Source organism: Desulfomonile tiedjei DSM 6799 (assembly GCF_000266945.1).
GTDB lineage: Bacteria > Desulfobacterota > Desulfomonilia > Desulfomonilales > Desulfomonilaceae > Desulfomonile > Desulfomonile tiedjei.
Genome location: NC_018025.1, coordinates 3,238,745 through 3,253,067, shown reverse-complemented (window position 1 = coordinate 3,253,067; position 14,323 = coordinate 3,238,745). Strand labels below are relative to the sequence as shown.

Below are 14,323 nucleotides of genomic sequence, written 5' to 3'. Positions count from 1 at the left end.
GTCACTCCGTCCCTTTTGCGGCCGTAGTTGAACTCGCAATCTCTTCGAGAGATGAACGCAGCGTGTCCTCGATGAGATGTATGACCGCAGGATTACTAAGAGATAGTTCCTCGAGGTCTGCACGAATTTCCCTTGTATCAAAGGTGAACTCGCGACCGTTTTTTCTGTGGGTGTACACGAAATCGACTTCCGGGTTTCCCTGAACGAGATTGATTATGGATTCAGGAACATCTCCAAGAGGTTTACGATCGATATGACTATGTTTCATCGTAGCGCTGACACACGTGCCCTGACCCTTTACCGATTCGACTCTCAGCTTGCCTTCCGCCTCCTGGCACGCTTGCTGAAACAGAGACAGACCAAGGCCCACCTTGCGGGTTGTGCGAGTCGTGACAAACGGATCGAGCACTTTTTTCAGGAACTCGGGTTCCATTCCCTTGCCGTTGTCTTTTATCGTTATGGTCAGCATATCGCGATCTGTTTCTTCGTCCACGGTAATCTGTATGAGATTTGCTCCCGCTGACACTCCGTTTTCAGCCACATCCAGAATATGGAGTGACAAATCCTGCATCTTCAGCGGTTCACGTTGCGCTATAACAGGATTTCAGGTCCACGATTGACCTGCCATCCAGGCCTTTTATCGCTTTGACCAACTCGTCAAACGTCGGTCCGGCCATCCGTGCCACAGTCACAGCAGATCCGATGTCTTCCAAATAGTGAGCGTCGGAAGCGGTGACGAGAGGGAAATCATTGCATTGACGGTATCGTGTTCGCATAGTGTCCAGATCGGATTTTTTCGAGATTTCCAGAGCATCCAACTTCAGGCCGGGAGGTATAAAACCCAGTTGATTGAAGATACCGAATCCTTGCCTGTCTACATGGGATGCTATTGCCAATCCTTCGAATTCGTGAATGAGGTCCACAATCCTTTCGGTGTTCAACGTGGTAGCGCCAATGAGCAATCTCTGGTCCATATCGTCTACTTGATCGAATTCATCGACTACTACCTGATATCCAAAGACCTCTTCCTGGTTTTCACCGAACAGCCGGGCATAGACTTCGTCCTGGACGGCTGCAGCGAGTTCGTCGGAAGGAAACAATCCCAGAATGTGCACTTCTTCCGACGATGTTATTTCAAGCCCCGGAATCACGCTGAGGCCACTTTCTTTCGCTGCTCTCCGCGTTGCAGCGGTATTCCGTGCCGAGTTATGATCGCAGATTGCAATGACGTCCAGATTCGCTTCACGGGCGGCCTTCACTATGGCCACGGGGGTCATCTCAGCAATCTCGGTGCACGGGGACAAGACCGTGTGAATATGGAGGTCAAGGTTGTAAAGCCTTACCTGTGAATCGCCTTCTTGCTGTCCCGCTGATCGTTCTTTCGTGCCCCGTATTGCGAATCACCCTTGGAGCGAGATCGGAATTTCTTTTCCGAGTTGCAGGCAGCCTGTGAACAAATACAGTACAAACTCAGGATGCTTGCCTGCGGATTCCCATTTCATAGAGCCTGCCAGCCAGTTCATAAGCGGTCATGTTCGTCACAAGAAGCGGAATACTTTGTTCTTCAGCTTTTTTCAAAGTGTCCGAGTCGGGCTCCCGACCGCCTACAATCACTATCCCAGCCAAGTTATTTAATGAAGCAACTGCAACAATGTTTTGATGGAGCTGCAATGTTATCCAAAGATCGCCTTCTCGAGCACCGGCTATGACATCGCTCAGAAGATCGCTGACATAACCACCTTCCACTTCGCGATTCAGCTCGGAGCGACAGGTTTTCGTACTCAGATTGAGCGCTTCCGCTATGCTGCCGAGAGTCATACGGTTTGTGGACTCCTCTTTCCCTGTGCATTCGTAAATCGCATGCCCGAAGGGCTTTTTGCACCACCTGCGTGCGGCTTACCAATCCACCATTGAACTTACAATTGCTTCGGGTCTATCGATCCACTTCAGCGAGTACGATGTCAATGCTGGAGAGAATAGCGATTAAATCCGCAAAAAAGTACCCCTTGCTCATTTTGGCAAGTGCCTCGAGGTTTACAAAGGCCGGAGCACGCCATTTGAGCCGGAGCGGTTTTGAAGTCCCATCACTTACGATATAACAACCGAGTTCGCCTCTAGGCGATTCTATTACCTGGTACACCTCACCTGCGGGAGGTTTGACTCCTTCGACCACGAGCATGAAATGATGGATCAAGGCTTCCATCTTTATCTTGATATCGTCCTGAGGCGGAAAGATAAAACCGGGTTTGGTGGCCCTGATCGGGCCATCTGGCAGACGATCCAGCGTTTGCTTCAGGATCCGGTTGCTTTCTCGCATTTCTTGTACACGTACGAGATATCGCGCGTATATGTCGCAACCGGTTTCAACGGGCACATCGAAATCATAGTTCTCATATCCTGAATACGGCTGCCGCTTCCGCATATCCCAGGCCAAACCCGAAGCTCGCAACATGGGGCCGGTGACTCCGTATGCAAGAGCATCTTCGAGAGAGAGAACTCCGATTCCTTTGGTACGATCGACATAGATGGGATTCTTGGTCAGAAGAGTCTCGTATTCGTCCACTCTTTCATCGAAGTGCTCGGTAAATGCCCGGAGTTTATCAACAAAACCATCTTCCAGATCGCGAATGAGACCGCCGATCCGCAAGTAGTTGGGCATGAGCCTGCCACCTGCCGTTAACTCGAAGAGATTCATTATCTCTTCCCGTTCCCTCAGCATGTAAAAAAGCGGCGTCATGGCTCCTACGTCATGCCCGTGAGTTCCCAGCCAGAATAGATGGCTGAAAATCCTCGACAGTTCGGCCATCATTACGCGGACAACCTGAGCGCGTTCAGGCACTTCCACGTCCAGGAGCTTTTCGACAGTCATGCAATAGACCAGCGAATTACTGGACGCGCCCATGTAATCGCAACGTTCCGCCAGAGGTATGATCTGATGGTACTGTTTGTTTTCGCAGGCCTTCTCGTAACCTCTATGGAGATATCCGAGATGCGGGACAATGTCCGTTACTATTTCACCGTCAAGTTCCACAATCGCCCGGAAAACACCATGGGTACTCGGATGGTGTGGTCCGAGGTTGAGTTCCAGGGGCTCGCTTCTTCTTTCGTCCGATTCTCGGCTCAATTCTTGCCGCATAAGCTCTGTTACCTCAATTGCCGTCAAGCGGGCAGGTCAGGTGTTTCTTCAGGAGAACCTTCCACAGGAAAGTCCTTTCTCAGGGGATGAACTTTCCAATGCTCCGGTAAGAGCAGCTTTCTCGGGTCGGGGTGGTTCCCGAATATAATTCCGTACATTTCTGCAGTCTCTCGCTCGTGCCAATCGGCCGTAGGCCATATGGAGACTACGGAGTCCACTACCGGTAGGCCTTCTGCGGGTTCGGCTACCTGCGTTTTTATACGAAACCTACAGTTGTGGCGTACTGAACAAAGTTGATACACAATCTCAAATCTCGGTTCCAAAGGAAGACGGTCGACGCCGCCTACAAATGAGAGGAGATTGAATTGTAGCTCTGGGCTCTCTTTGAGAAATGCGCAGATTTCGTAAATCTTTTCCGGAGGCACAGTCAACGTAAGCTGGTCTCGAAAATCGACTGCATTCAAAATGGTTTCAGGACCGAATCGCTCGACTATTTTTTCCTGGACAAATTCCTGTGTCATCATGATCGAACCGCCTTGATCTTGAATTCCCTGGGATTGTTGAGCGACTGTTCCTTCATGACTTTTGCATGGAGCTGCAGTATGCCGTCCAACAGGGATTCAGGCCTCGGCGGACATCCGGGAATGTACACATCCACGGGCAAGTAGCGGTCGATTCCTTGTACTACCGAGTAGTTCTTATAAATTCCACCGGTGCACGCACACGCGCCCATTGCCACGACCCATTTGGGATCGGCCATTTGCTCGTAAATACGCAAAACTGCCGGCAGCATTTTCTTCGAACATGTGCCCGAAACGATCATTAAATCCGCATGACGTGGTGAAGGCCGGGCCACTTCCATGCCGAAACGTGCAAGATCGTACCTGCTGACGAATGCGGCTATCATCTCCAGAGCACAACAGGCCAATCCGAAGCCCAGCGGCCACATTGATGATTTGCGAGCCCAATTCACGAACCATTCAAGGTTAGTAACATGAACCGTATCGTTCAAATGACTTTCTATTCCCATTCCAAAGCACCTTTTTTCCACACGTACACGAGACCTACCATGAGAACCAGCACAAAAACGAGCATTTCAACAAAGCCGAAAAACATCAGCTTGTCGTAAAGGGCTGCCCACGGAAACATGAAGATCAACTCGATGTCGAACACGATAAAAAGCATGCCCATGATGAAGAACCGCACAGAGAAGCGGCGTCGCGCACTCCCAATGGGGTCCATTCCGCATTCATACGGCATGAGCTTGATGCGAGTAGGGGTTCTTCGGGCCAATACCGTGGAGAGAACTATAATAGCCAAACCGATGAAGGCTGAGACCAGAAGAATCACTAGGACGGGAAGATAACTGTTTAACATGCCTCTTCTCCGGTCATAGTACTCCCTAAAGAGGGAGTGGGGCTCTACGATTGTTGTGACGATAAATTATAGATGCGAATGGGGCATCCGGGAACTTTTCACTGGAATATGATTTTTATCGTTTCGAGTGAGGAGATGTCAAGACCTTTTTCCCTACCCACCCTGTAAACTTTTGTCATTCTTGCCGAAAACGAAATGAATGTCAAGTCTCGTACCCCCACCCGGCTCGGACATCAGCTTCATCATGTCCGAGCATCTCTTGATGTTTGCGAGCCCCATTCCGGCTCCGAAACCCATGTCCCGAATCCATTCCGGCGCGGTGGAGTATCCAGGCTGAAGCACACGGGTGAGGTCTTCTATTCCAGGGCCGTGGTCTACTGCAGATATCAACAGCCTATCTTTTCGAATTTCGGCGACAATTTCTCCACCGACGTCCGTATGAATTACCAAGTTCATCTCAGCCTCGTACACAGCTACGGCCACTCTGCGCACGAGCGCGGGATCAACTCCGAGTCTCTGGAGGGATCGCTTGATCATACTTGAAGCTTTCCCTGCATTCGAGAAGTCCTTGTCGTCGACGACGTACCGGAGCACCAGGCTTGTATCGTCCGACACAATGTCCTCGAAAATATGACTGGCGCGATATGTGTGGAGTCTTTCGGCTTCTTTCTTCTGAAAACTGACGTCCATTTCATGGAGAAGCGCTCGGATAATGGTTCCTGTTGTAACAATTCCGACAAGTTTGCCGTCCTGATCCGTTACGGGGAGGCGACTGTGTCCTTTGCGGCCTAGCTGATTTATAGCTTCCGTGACAGGGGCATCTTTCAGCACGGTCTTAACGATGCGGGTCATATTGTCGATAACGCGCGTATCCATGCGACCGTTTTCCATGGCATCGATCAGGTCCGACATGCTGATGATTCCGACAATGCGGTCTCCATCCATTACGGGCGCGCCGGTGATCCGCTTCGTTCGCATCTCCTCTTTCGCTTCGAGCATGGGCATATCCGGGCGCAGAACGATTACATCGGACGACATGACCGATTCCACGCGCGTTGTGTAGATCAGTTCCTGGACTTTTGTGATTTCCTGAGACACCGTCGTTACCAGGAGTTGTCCTGAATTTTGACTCTCCCCAGGCCGGGCAATCCCGCCTGGTACAGTCTCCCGCACGCCTCGTACATTGTATAGCCGGTTGAAATGAGGGTCATTCCTGAGTCTCGTGCCAGATCTATAGTTTCCATGGGGGGTGTTTTATCGCGGACAAAAACAATGAGACTGATTCCTGCCATTTCGGCCGTTCGGACGACCTGCGGATTGGTGAGACCCGTCATAAGAACCATACCTTCGCAGCCGAAGGCCAATACATCACTCATCAGATCCGCAGCCCCGCCTCGAGGAATGTCTTCCGCCAGTTCGTGATTCTCCAGAATAATCCGCCCGGACAGTATTTGAACTATCTCACGGATTTTCATAAAAACTCCAGGCATGTACAGAGTAATGAAAGTGGATCATTTCAGCATTCTGCGGCTCGTGTGTCAAGCAAATGGCAGCAAAGGGAAGGGGGCTCGATCGAGCCCCCATTTTGGTTACAGTTCCGGGGCGCCGTACCAGGCGGAATCTCCCAATTCCATTTCAATACGAAGGAGTTGATTGTATTTGGCTATGCGATCCGTTCTCGATGCAGAACCCGTCTTGATCTGACCGGTTCCCAATCCGACAACGAGGTCGGATATGGTCGTGTCTTCCGTCTCTCCGCTTCTATGGGAAACCACCGAAGTATAGCAGGCAGTCTTCGCCAAGGTGACAGCTTCCATGGTCTCAGTCAATGTGCCGATTTGGTTGAGTTTGATGAGTATAGAATTGGCTACGGCAAGCTCGATTCCCTTTTGGAGGAGCTGTATATTGGTGACGAAAATGTCGTCTCCGACAATCTGAATCCGGTCCGAGAGAGCTTCGGTAAGCAGCCGCCAGCCGTCCCAATCGTTTTCGTCCAGGCCGTCTTCCAGAGATATTATCGGATAGCGATCCACCAGATCCCTGTAGAAGTCCACCATCTGGGCTGCGGTCTTTTCAGATTGGTCGGCTCCGAGTCGATACAAGCCATTCTTGTAGAAAGAGCTGGCCGCAGCATCCAGTGCTATGGCAACATCCTCGCCGGCAGCATATCCGGCCTGATCTATGGCTTGCATGATAACCTGCAACGCCTCTTCATTTGACTGAAGGTTCGGAGCGAAGCCACCTTCATCGCCCACTGCAGTATTGAGCCCTTTGGACTTAAGCACCTTTTTCAGGGTGTGGAAGATTTCGGCACCCATCCTCAGCGCTTCTCTAAAATTGGGGGCGCCGATGGGCATAACCATAAATTCCTGAATGTCTACATTGTTATCTGCATGGGCCCCGCCATTGAGAATATTCATCATGGGAACGGGTAAACGCCGCGCTCCTACACCGCCGATATAGCGATACAGGGGAATTTCCAATTCGTTTGCGCAGGCCTTTGCGGCAGCCAGGCTGACACCGAGTATAGCGTTGGCTCCGAGATTGCCCTTATTGGGAGTTCCATCAAGGTCGATCAGCCTTCGATCCAAGGATTGTTGGTCAAATGCATCCATGCCGAGTACCGCCGGACGTATCTCATGCATAACATTATCAACCGCCTTCAGGACTCCTTTGCCCAAATAACGGCTCGAATCGCCGTCCCGCAGTTCAACAGCCTCGTTCTCGCCGGTCGATGCACCCGAGGGCACGGCCGCGCGACCCATGCCAAAACCTTCCAGGACAACATCGACTTCGATGGTGGGGTTTCCCCTGGAGTCCAGGATTTCTCGGGCCGCTACGTCCACAATGTCAAATCTCATAGATCACCTCCAAAAAGTTGGGACTGGAAGAGTTCTCGCGATTATCTCGGCAACGCAGATACCTCCCCCTTGTGAATTATTCTATCAACTAATATCAACCTTAATCGGAAACCGTTTTCTTTTGAAGAGAAAACAACAAAGAAACTCTGAACTTTGTGGTATGCTGATTGTCTTTCGCTGAACAGTGGCGTTATCGCACATCTGTGGAGGAGCATGTGGGATCGAAACGAATACTGGTCATCGGTGGCGCAGGATACATTGGGTCGCATTTCGCACATTATGCACGGAAGGCCGGTTTTGACATCACGGTCATGGACAATCTTTCCAAAGGCCACCGCTCGGCGATTCGTGGAGCCGACTTCTTCAACGCGGATCTGAATGATTTTTCGGCTCTGGCGGATCACTTCTCAGATAATCATTATGAAGCGATTTTCCATTTCGCGGCAAGCTGCCTTGTGGGCGAATCCATGGCGGATCCTGCCCAGTACTATCGAAACAATATCGTGGCTGCATACAACATGCTCGAAGCCATGCGAGCTAGCCACCACGATAGAATAGTATTCTCTTCAACCTGTGCGGTTTATGGAATGCCGCGCACGTTGCCGCTTCGCGAGGATCATCTCAAAGATCCCATATCGCCCTACGGCAAAACAAAACTTGCTATAGAATGGATGCTCGAGGATTATTCTCGAGCGTACGGCATCCGGTCCGCATGCTTGCGATACTTCAATGCCGCCGGATGCGAACCTTCAGCCGGACTTGGGGAAGACCATCGTCCGGAATCTCATTTGATCCCAAATGTCGTGCGGTTTGCACTGGGCCTGGACGACAAACTGGTGATCTTCGGAAACGACTATCCCACATTCGACGGAAGTTGCATCAGAGATTACATTCATGTCACGGATCTGGCCAATGCGCATCTTCGGGCTCTCGACGCATTGGAAGACCAGGCGTTGATCAGATTGAATCTGGGAACGGGGTCGGGTTTCTCCAATTTTCAGATAGTGGACGCGGTAAGCCGCATATCAGGAACCGACCTGAATCCGGAAATCGGTCCGAGACGTCCGGGCGATCCGGCAGAGTTGGTCGCGGATCCTTCTGAAGCGTGGCGAATTCTCGAATGGCGGCCGGTACGGTCCGATCTCGATGCAATCATCTCGGAAGTGTGGACGTGGTTTTCCGAGCAGCCGAACGGCTATCCCGACTAATGTAGAACGGATCATCTATGGGTACTGTGTTAATAACCGGAAGTGCAGGATTCATCGGCTTTTTTGTGGCTTCGTCGCTGTTGGAATCCGGAGAGACCGTCATAGGAATCGACAATTTCAACTCCTATTATACCCCGGAACTGAAGCGGGCACGGACAGACATTCTCAGAAATTACACGAATTTTGTTCCTCTCGAGATGGATCTCGTGGAACGGGACGCCGTTAAAAGCTGTTTTGCAAAATATTCACCTGAAATAGTATTTCACTCTGCGGCTCAGGCGGGGGTGCGTCATTCTTTGAAAAATCCCCACGCGTATCAGCAATCGAACCTCGAGGGTTTCATTAACCTGATCGAAGAGGCGAAACAGACTGGCATCAAACGCTTCGTGTACGCATCCAGTTCCAGCGTATACGGCGGTAACACCAAGATGCCATACGCGGAAGACGATCCGGTAAATACTCCAGTGAGCTTATACGCGGCAACGAAGCGCGCCAACGAACTGATAGCTTACACGTACACCCATTTGTGGAACCTGCAGACCATCGGGTTGCGATTCTTCACGGTGTACGGCCCGTGGGGCAGACCGGACATGGCGTATTGGTCTTTCCTGGAAGCAATTCTTCACGATGAACCTATCAAAGTGTTCAATTTCGGGAAGAATAGACGTGATTTCACGTATATTGACGAGATCGTATCCGGAGTCATCGCAGCGTTAAGATCCGACCGTCTGGAACCGTACGAAATCATCAATCTCGGGAACAATACACCTGTGGAATTAATGGAGTTTATCGAACTCCTGGAATCGTTCGCAGGCAAGAAAGCTATCAAGGAGATGGTTCCGCCCCAACCCGGCGACGTTGTGGCTACGTATGCGGATATAACCCGCGCTCAATCCAAGCTCGATTTTCAGCCTCGGACTGCTCTCAAAGAGGGGCTGGAACGTTTTGTTTCGTGGTACCTCGAGAACAGGGATCTTGTTCGGAAGGTTCGAGAATTTCGCAGACAGAACAAATAACGCTAATTCATCTGCGTACAGTGTTTCTGAAAAGTCTTTAAGTCATCCATACCTACAAAGAAGATATTAGTAGCGCCCGGCGTCCCTGCCGGCGGAAACCAATTGATTTATTTGCATATTGTAGCCACCGGCACGGAGGCCGGTGGCTACAATTTTAGACGAATCGCTCTTCATAATTCGCTATTACTTTTTGAATCGCCAGAAAAGCGAAAACCCGGTCTTGAGAACCGGGTTATAATCGTGAATTGGTGCCGAAGAGGAGACTCGAACTCCTACAGGCTTGCGCCCACCAGACCCTGAACCTGGCGCGTCTACCACTTCCGCCACTTCGGCCTATCCTTTAAGTATTTGTCATTATCGGAGGACGCTGTCAAGGAGTAATCGGATTTTCAGCCGATTTTTCTACCGCGGAGTCTTCCGTTGCTATCCTGTCCATCGCATCTTGCAGGGCCTGAAGCGACTCGTGGAGATTGCGTTCGCTGAAGATTTCCAGGGTCAGTACTCCCCCAAAATTGGCGTGCTGAAGCTGTCTGACTACCGGGTCCAGCACGGACGGCGGCATAAGCGACAAACGCCGGTGATCGTGTTCCAGAAATCCGTGCAAGTGGACAATCCTGATCCTCTGGAGCCATGTTTTGAGGAGCGGAACGGGATCTTCTCCCAATTTCCATATGTGCCCGACATCCGCGCAACATGATACGGGAATTCTCTCCAGGACGGCATCAATGAGCTCAGGTCGATGATTTTCCAAGTTTTCAACACAGATGAGCTCAGTGAGTCCCGTCTGGCGAATAAGAGTCTCCAACGATCGGAGTGCATTGTCCAGGAGGAAAGCAGTGGCGTTGTTGCCATCACGCGCATCCAGATGAACCACATACCCGTGGGGCTCAAGCGATTGGGCGAGAGATATAGCATGAAATGCGCTTTTCATCTTCGGGTTGGTGTCTGCAAGATAGCAGTCTAGAGGTAAATGCACGGTATACGTCATTTCGTGGTCCAGTGCTATCTGGCGCAGTTCCGATATTTCATCGTTTGTCAGAGCGTCTCCGATTGAATCGGATTCGAACAGCACAATTTCGATATCACGCACTTTGCCTGCGAGTTTCCGAATATTCGTGATGACGTCTGCGGGATAGATGTACGATGTTGTTCCAATACGCACCGGATTCACCTCATACTGCAAATCAAGAGGAATACTGTTTCGCTCAGTTCACAGATTCCTCCCATGACATCGCCGTTTATGGAGGGAAGGCGGTTTTCGGCGAATCGCCTGAACCAGAAGGCCGCTGCGTACGCTATCGCTGCAGCCAATAATCCGGCAAGACCGGCAAGTACAGCCGCAACCAAGGCAATAATAATGGCCAGACGGGCGGCACGCTCGTCGACTCCCGCGAGGAACATGGCTGCCATGCCTTCACCCCTGTGTCTGGAGCCATGGGTAGAGAAGACCAGAAACCCGCGTCCGACCACGGGCGCCGCAAAAACCGCAGCCAAAGACACGTCTGAAACTGCAAGAGACCCCACTTTCACCGCCAGCAGAAACATGAGACCCAGGGCGCCGAATGTTCCCATGCGTGAGTCCTTGAGTATCTCCATCCTTCGCTCCTGGGACACGGATGCAGCCAACGCGTCCCAACAATCGGTCCAGCCGTCCAGATGCAATCCCCCGGTGAGAAACGCCCAGAGTCCGACTACAAGGACCGCAGACAGAAAAGGGGTGAAAAAGGAATCGATCGTCCTGAACGCAAGGCAGAGCAGTACGCCGATTATGGCCCCGACCAGGGGGAACGCCCAACTGGACTGGCCCACTTCTTTCAACTCAGGAATGGGGTCGATCTTGATCTTGAAAATAGTAAGAAAATTCAATCCTATGCGAACCGATCGCAATCCCTCGGCAAATATATCGGGAGACTTCATAGATAGCTCCGTTCTCTATCCCTGCGCAGGCGGTGTCCTCTCTCTCATTCGGATATATCACTTTGTGTTGACGATTGTCATAAGCATTACAACTTTTAAGTATTCGAGTCCACGTTAGAGCATTTTTGCGAAACTTGGCCTCCTGTACTTGGGATGTCTAAAATAACAAAAGGAATGCACAACTTGACAACCTAGGAGGTATTCCATGGCGAGCACAATTCAATGGGAAAACGATTACGAAAAGGCTTTGAGAAGAGCCGGTACTGAAGGAAAACCGGTTTTGCTCGATTTTTTCAACCCTGGCTGAATCGGGTGTCAGCAAATGGATGCGGTCACGTATCCGGATCAGCGGGTAGCTCGATTTATAGCGGAAAACCTTATTCCCGTCAGAGTCTCGTACGATCACGAGCAGCTTTCCAAGCAATTCAATGTGAAATGGACTCCAACGCTCATTACCCTGGATTCCGACGGACAGGAGCATCACAGGACGGTAGGATTCCTCTCACCCGAGGATTTCATAGCGTCCCAATTGCTTGGTATCGGGAAGACTCACTTTGAAAATGGAGCCTTCGACAAGGCTATCTCCACCTTTGATGAGCTTACGGGTTCATATCCCAGGAGTTCTTATGCGGCTGAGGCAATCTATCTGCTTGGTGTAGCGCGTTACAAAAGCACACACGATCCAAAGCCGTTAAGAGGGGCGTACGAAAGACTTTCGCACGATTACCCGGATAGTGAATGGGCAAAGCGAGCCTATCCATATCGATTGATTCAATGACCTACAACTGACGAATGAACTGAAGCGGAAGGGCGGCGAATGCCCTTCCGTTCGCGTTTCTCAGCTAGCTCACCTTTGGCCAAAACCTACTTGATCTCAGTCTACATTGATAATTTTACATTAAATCAGGTTCTTGATTCTCACTGAGAATCCTGACACGTAACAAAAAAGAGTAACCGTTCAGTTACGCCTGTGAGAGGTTTCTTCAGCCCCGAAGGGGGCTACCCAACAGTAGCCGTGGGTGCAAGAAAGCGTCTCAAAACCTGCGCACTGCGGCGAATCACGCAAGCCGGACGGGAGGACCTGCTTCTGGGAAAAAAGCAGTCCCGTCAAGTGAAGATCAGGCGAGGTTCGATCCGAGTGTACTGTCCGTTATAAGGTCATGGTCTCCCTCCGGCTGCTTACGTGAATGCCACCTCGCCGGATACCCAATGGTGGTAGAGCTTCCTGAGATTTATGGTCGTGCAAATAAGGTCCCACTGGGCCTTTACGTTGTCGATTCCGGCCACGGTCCATCGCCGAAAGCTTAATGCGCTCTTGATCCAGGCAAACGGTGGCTCGATAATCTTCTTTCGAGTCTTCAGGCGCTCTTTGTTCTCTGGTTTTTCCCTCTTGCTGCGGTGTCGTTCTAGGGCCGCCTCGTAAACGCTGAGGTCTATGAGGCGTCCGTTCTTGCTCTTGGAGCATTTCCAGCGATTGGGACACGTTAGAAAATCCTTGCAGTGATACCTGCGAACCTCATTGTGGTTCTTGCCGTTAATTTTCCGCTGATGAAAAGGCAACAAGCGCCCTTCAGGGCATATGAAGCAATCACGCTCCTGATCAAAGACGAACCGGGATCGGTGATAGAGATCCTCATCCGCACCTCTCTCGGAAACAATTTCCCCTGACGATTTCCCGATAAGAATGCCGTATTCTCGCTCATGGGCCAGACCTATCTGCCCTGAGGAAAAATATCCCCCGTCCGCCACATTTTCCTCTGCCACAGCGCCCAGATTCTCTTTCACCTTGTCGAGCATGGGGACCAATTGCCCGTTGTCGGCCCCATCCGTGACCACATCTGCGGCCACGATAAGGCCGCTCTTTTGGTCGGCAACCGCCTGAGCGTTGTACGACAAGTCTTTGGTCCGGCGATTCTTCATAAAGCGAGCTTCCGGTTCCGAAGGGTGAACTGACTTCTTGTCCGATTCATCCAACTCCTTCAGAGCCTCTTGTATCCGCTGTTTCCGTTTCAATCCGTCTTGCATGGACTGCGGAAGGCGATACTCACCGGTCTCTTCCCGCTCGGCTCTCTCTATCTCAGTCATCGCATCGGCAATCGTGCGGTCCAATCTCTCCGAAACACTTTCCAGAAACCTCTCCAGGTGCTCACGACCCCGAGCCTTGTCGTTGGATGAGACGGCTTGGATCTTGGTCCCGTCCACGGCATGAAGAGCTAGACCGATCAGATCGGCCTTCAGAGCAACACGAATCGACTGTCTGAACAGATGCCTCAATGATTTCTTGTTCGCCTTGAAGAATCGCCATAAGGAATTATGATCCGGAGCATTCATCCCCGTCAGCCAAATCAGCCCCATATTCTCAAGGCAACCCTTTTCAAGCTTACGGGTACTCCTGATCCGATTGAAGTATCCGAAAAGCCACACCTTCAACAGAAGATCTGGCGCATACGGAGGACGTCCTGTATCGCTGTCGGGAACCTCGATTCCCAACTCGGACAGATCCAAGGAATCCACGAAATCTCGGATAAAGCGCGCCGGGTGATCCTTAGCCACCCAGTCTTCCACTGACGGCGGAAACATCAAGATCTGTTCGTAATCGGCCCGGATCTGTTTGCCCATGACAGCCTCGTGGTTGTTGAATTCCTCTCCTTTCTAGTACATCTCTTGGCAAATCGCGAGCCCAAAATGGAGTTTTGAGACAGTTTCGCAAACCCACGGAAGCGATACGGCAAATCCTTTGTCTTCATGACCCTAGAAGGGTCCACCAATGACATTTGGGGATTATTGCCTGTTGGTCGACCCTTTCAG

16 protein-coding genes and 1 tRNA gene are annotated in these 14,323 nt (G+C 51.1%); 3 read left to right on the top strand and 14 right to left on the bottom strand.

Going from position 1 to position 14,323, the window contains the following annotated elements; translation table 11 throughout:
- Position 1 precedes the first annotated feature (1 nt).
- The 10 genes from DESTI_RS13675 to eno all read right to left on the bottom strand — a co-directional run bounded on the left by DESTI_RS13675 (position 2) and on the right by eno (position 7,374).
- The gene (locus DESTI_RS13675; protein ID WP_014810565.1) at positions 2–571 is read right to left on the bottom strand and encodes an ATP-binding protein; all 570 of its coding nucleotides are present in this window, start codon (positions 569–571) and stop codon (positions 2–4) included.
- Between the two features lie 10 nt (positions 572–581).
- Positions 582–1,316 (bottom strand): PHP-associated domain-containing protein, encoded by a 735-nt coding sequence (locus tag DESTI_RS13670; protein WP_041286205.1) that lies wholly within the window; start codon positions 1,314–1,316, stop codon positions 582–584.
- Positions 1,317–1,470: 154 nt separating this feature from the next.
- Complete coding sequence (locus tag DESTI_RS13665; protein WP_014810563.1) at positions 1,471–1,818, bottom strand: DRTGG domain-containing protein; 348 nt, start codon at positions 1,816–1,818, stop codon at positions 1,471–1,473.
- Between the two features lie 115 nt (positions 1,819–1,933).
- Positions 1,934–3,136 carry an NADH dehydrogenase (quinone) subunit D gene (gene nuoD, locus DESTI_RS13660; RefSeq protein WP_014810562.1) on the bottom strand — a complete coding sequence of 401 codons (1,203 nt, stop codon included), beginning with the start codon at positions 3,134–3,136 and terminating at the stop codon, positions 1,934–1,936.
- A 23-nt stretch (positions 3,137–3,159) separates the two neighbouring features.
- On the bottom strand, positions 3,160–3,660 hold the full coding sequence (locus DESTI_RS13655) for an NADH-quinone oxidoreductase subunit C (RefSeq protein WP_014810561.1): 501 nt from the start codon (positions 3,658–3,660) through the stop codon (positions 3,160–3,162).
- The gene (locus DESTI_RS13650; RefSeq protein WP_014810560.1) at positions 3,657–4,166 is read right to left on the bottom strand and encodes an NADH-quinone oxidoreductase subunit B; all 510 of its coding nucleotides are present in this window, start codon (positions 4,164–4,166) and stop codon (positions 3,657–3,659) included. The genes DESTI_RS13655 and DESTI_RS13650 overlap by 4 nt, the downstream gene beginning before the upstream one ends.
- Positions 4,157–4,513, bottom strand: a complete 357-nt coding sequence (locus DESTI_RS13645; protein ID WP_014810559.1) for an NADH-quinone oxidoreductase subunit A — start codon at positions 4,511–4,513, stop codon at positions 4,157–4,159. The genes DESTI_RS13650 and DESTI_RS13645 overlap by 10 nt, the downstream gene beginning before the upstream one ends.
- Positions 4,514–4,666: 153 nt before the next feature.
- Positions 4,667–5,551, bottom strand: a complete 885-nt coding sequence (locus DESTI_RS13640) for a CBS domain-containing protein (RefSeq protein ID WP_014810558.1) — start codon at positions 5,549–5,551, stop codon at positions 4,667–4,669.
- A 65-nt stretch (positions 5,552–5,616) separates the two neighbouring features.
- Complete coding sequence (locus DESTI_RS13635; protein ID WP_014810557.1) at positions 5,617–5,988, bottom strand: DRTGG domain-containing protein; 372 nt, start codon at positions 5,986–5,988, stop codon at positions 5,617–5,619.
- 114 nt (positions 5,989–6,102) lie between these two features.
- Entirely contained in the window at positions 6,103–7,374 is a 1,272-nt protein-coding gene (eno, locus tag DESTI_RS13630; protein ID WP_014810556.1) for a phosphopyruvate hydratase, read from the bottom strand.
- 215 nt (positions 7,375–7,589) lie between these two features.
- Between eno and galE the strand changes: the two genes are divergently transcribed.
- Positions 7,590–8,582: a UDP-glucose 4-epimerase GalE gene (galE, locus tag DESTI_RS13625; RefSeq protein WP_014810555.1), complete on the top strand. Its 993-nt coding sequence runs from the start codon at positions 7,590–7,592 to the stop codon at positions 8,580–8,582.
- 17 nt (positions 8,583–8,599) lie between these two features.
- Complete coding sequence (locus tag DESTI_RS13620) at positions 8,600–9,598, top strand: NAD-dependent epimerase/dehydratase family protein (protein ID WP_014810554.1); 999 nt, start codon at positions 8,600–8,602, stop codon at positions 9,596–9,598.
- Between the two features lie 246 nt (positions 9,599–9,844).
- Here DESTI_RS13620 and DESTI_RS13615 read toward each other — a convergent pair.
- The 3 genes from DESTI_RS13615 to cobS form a co-directional block, all read right to left on the bottom strand.
- Positions 9,845–9,931: transfer RNA gene (locus tag DESTI_RS13615), tRNA-Leu, on the bottom strand.
- Positions 9,932–9,968: 37 nt separating this feature from the next.
- The gene (gene cbiR / locus DESTI_RS13610) at positions 9,969–10,760 is read right to left on the bottom strand and encodes a cobamide remodeling phosphodiesterase CbiR (protein ID WP_014810553.1); all 792 of its coding nucleotides are present in this window, start codon (positions 10,758–10,760) and stop codon (positions 9,969–9,971) included.
- A gap of 5 nt (positions 10,761–10,765) precedes the next feature.
- A complete protein-coding gene (gene cobS / locus DESTI_RS28895) occupies positions 10,766–11,515 on the bottom strand; it encodes an adenosylcobinamide-GDP ribazoletransferase (RefSeq protein WP_014810552.1) in 750 nt (249 codons plus the stop codon).
- Between the two features lie 205 nt (positions 11,516–11,720).
- Here cobS and DESTI_RS13600 point away from each other — a divergent pair, with 205 nt between their 5' ends.
- A complete protein-coding gene (locus DESTI_RS13600) occupies positions 11,721–12,293 on the top strand; it encodes a thioredoxin fold domain-containing protein (RefSeq protein WP_014810551.1) in 573 nt (190 codons plus the stop codon).
- A gap of 401 nt (positions 12,294–12,694) precedes the next feature.
- Here the strand turns inward: DESTI_RS13600 and DESTI_RS13595 are convergent, their stop codons facing one another.
- Positions 12,695–14,134: an IS1182 family transposase gene (locus DESTI_RS13595; RefSeq protein WP_014808019.1), complete on the bottom strand. Its 1,440-nt coding sequence runs from the start codon at positions 14,132–14,134 to the stop codon at positions 12,695–12,697.
- Positions 14,135–14,323 lie beyond the last annotated feature (189 nt).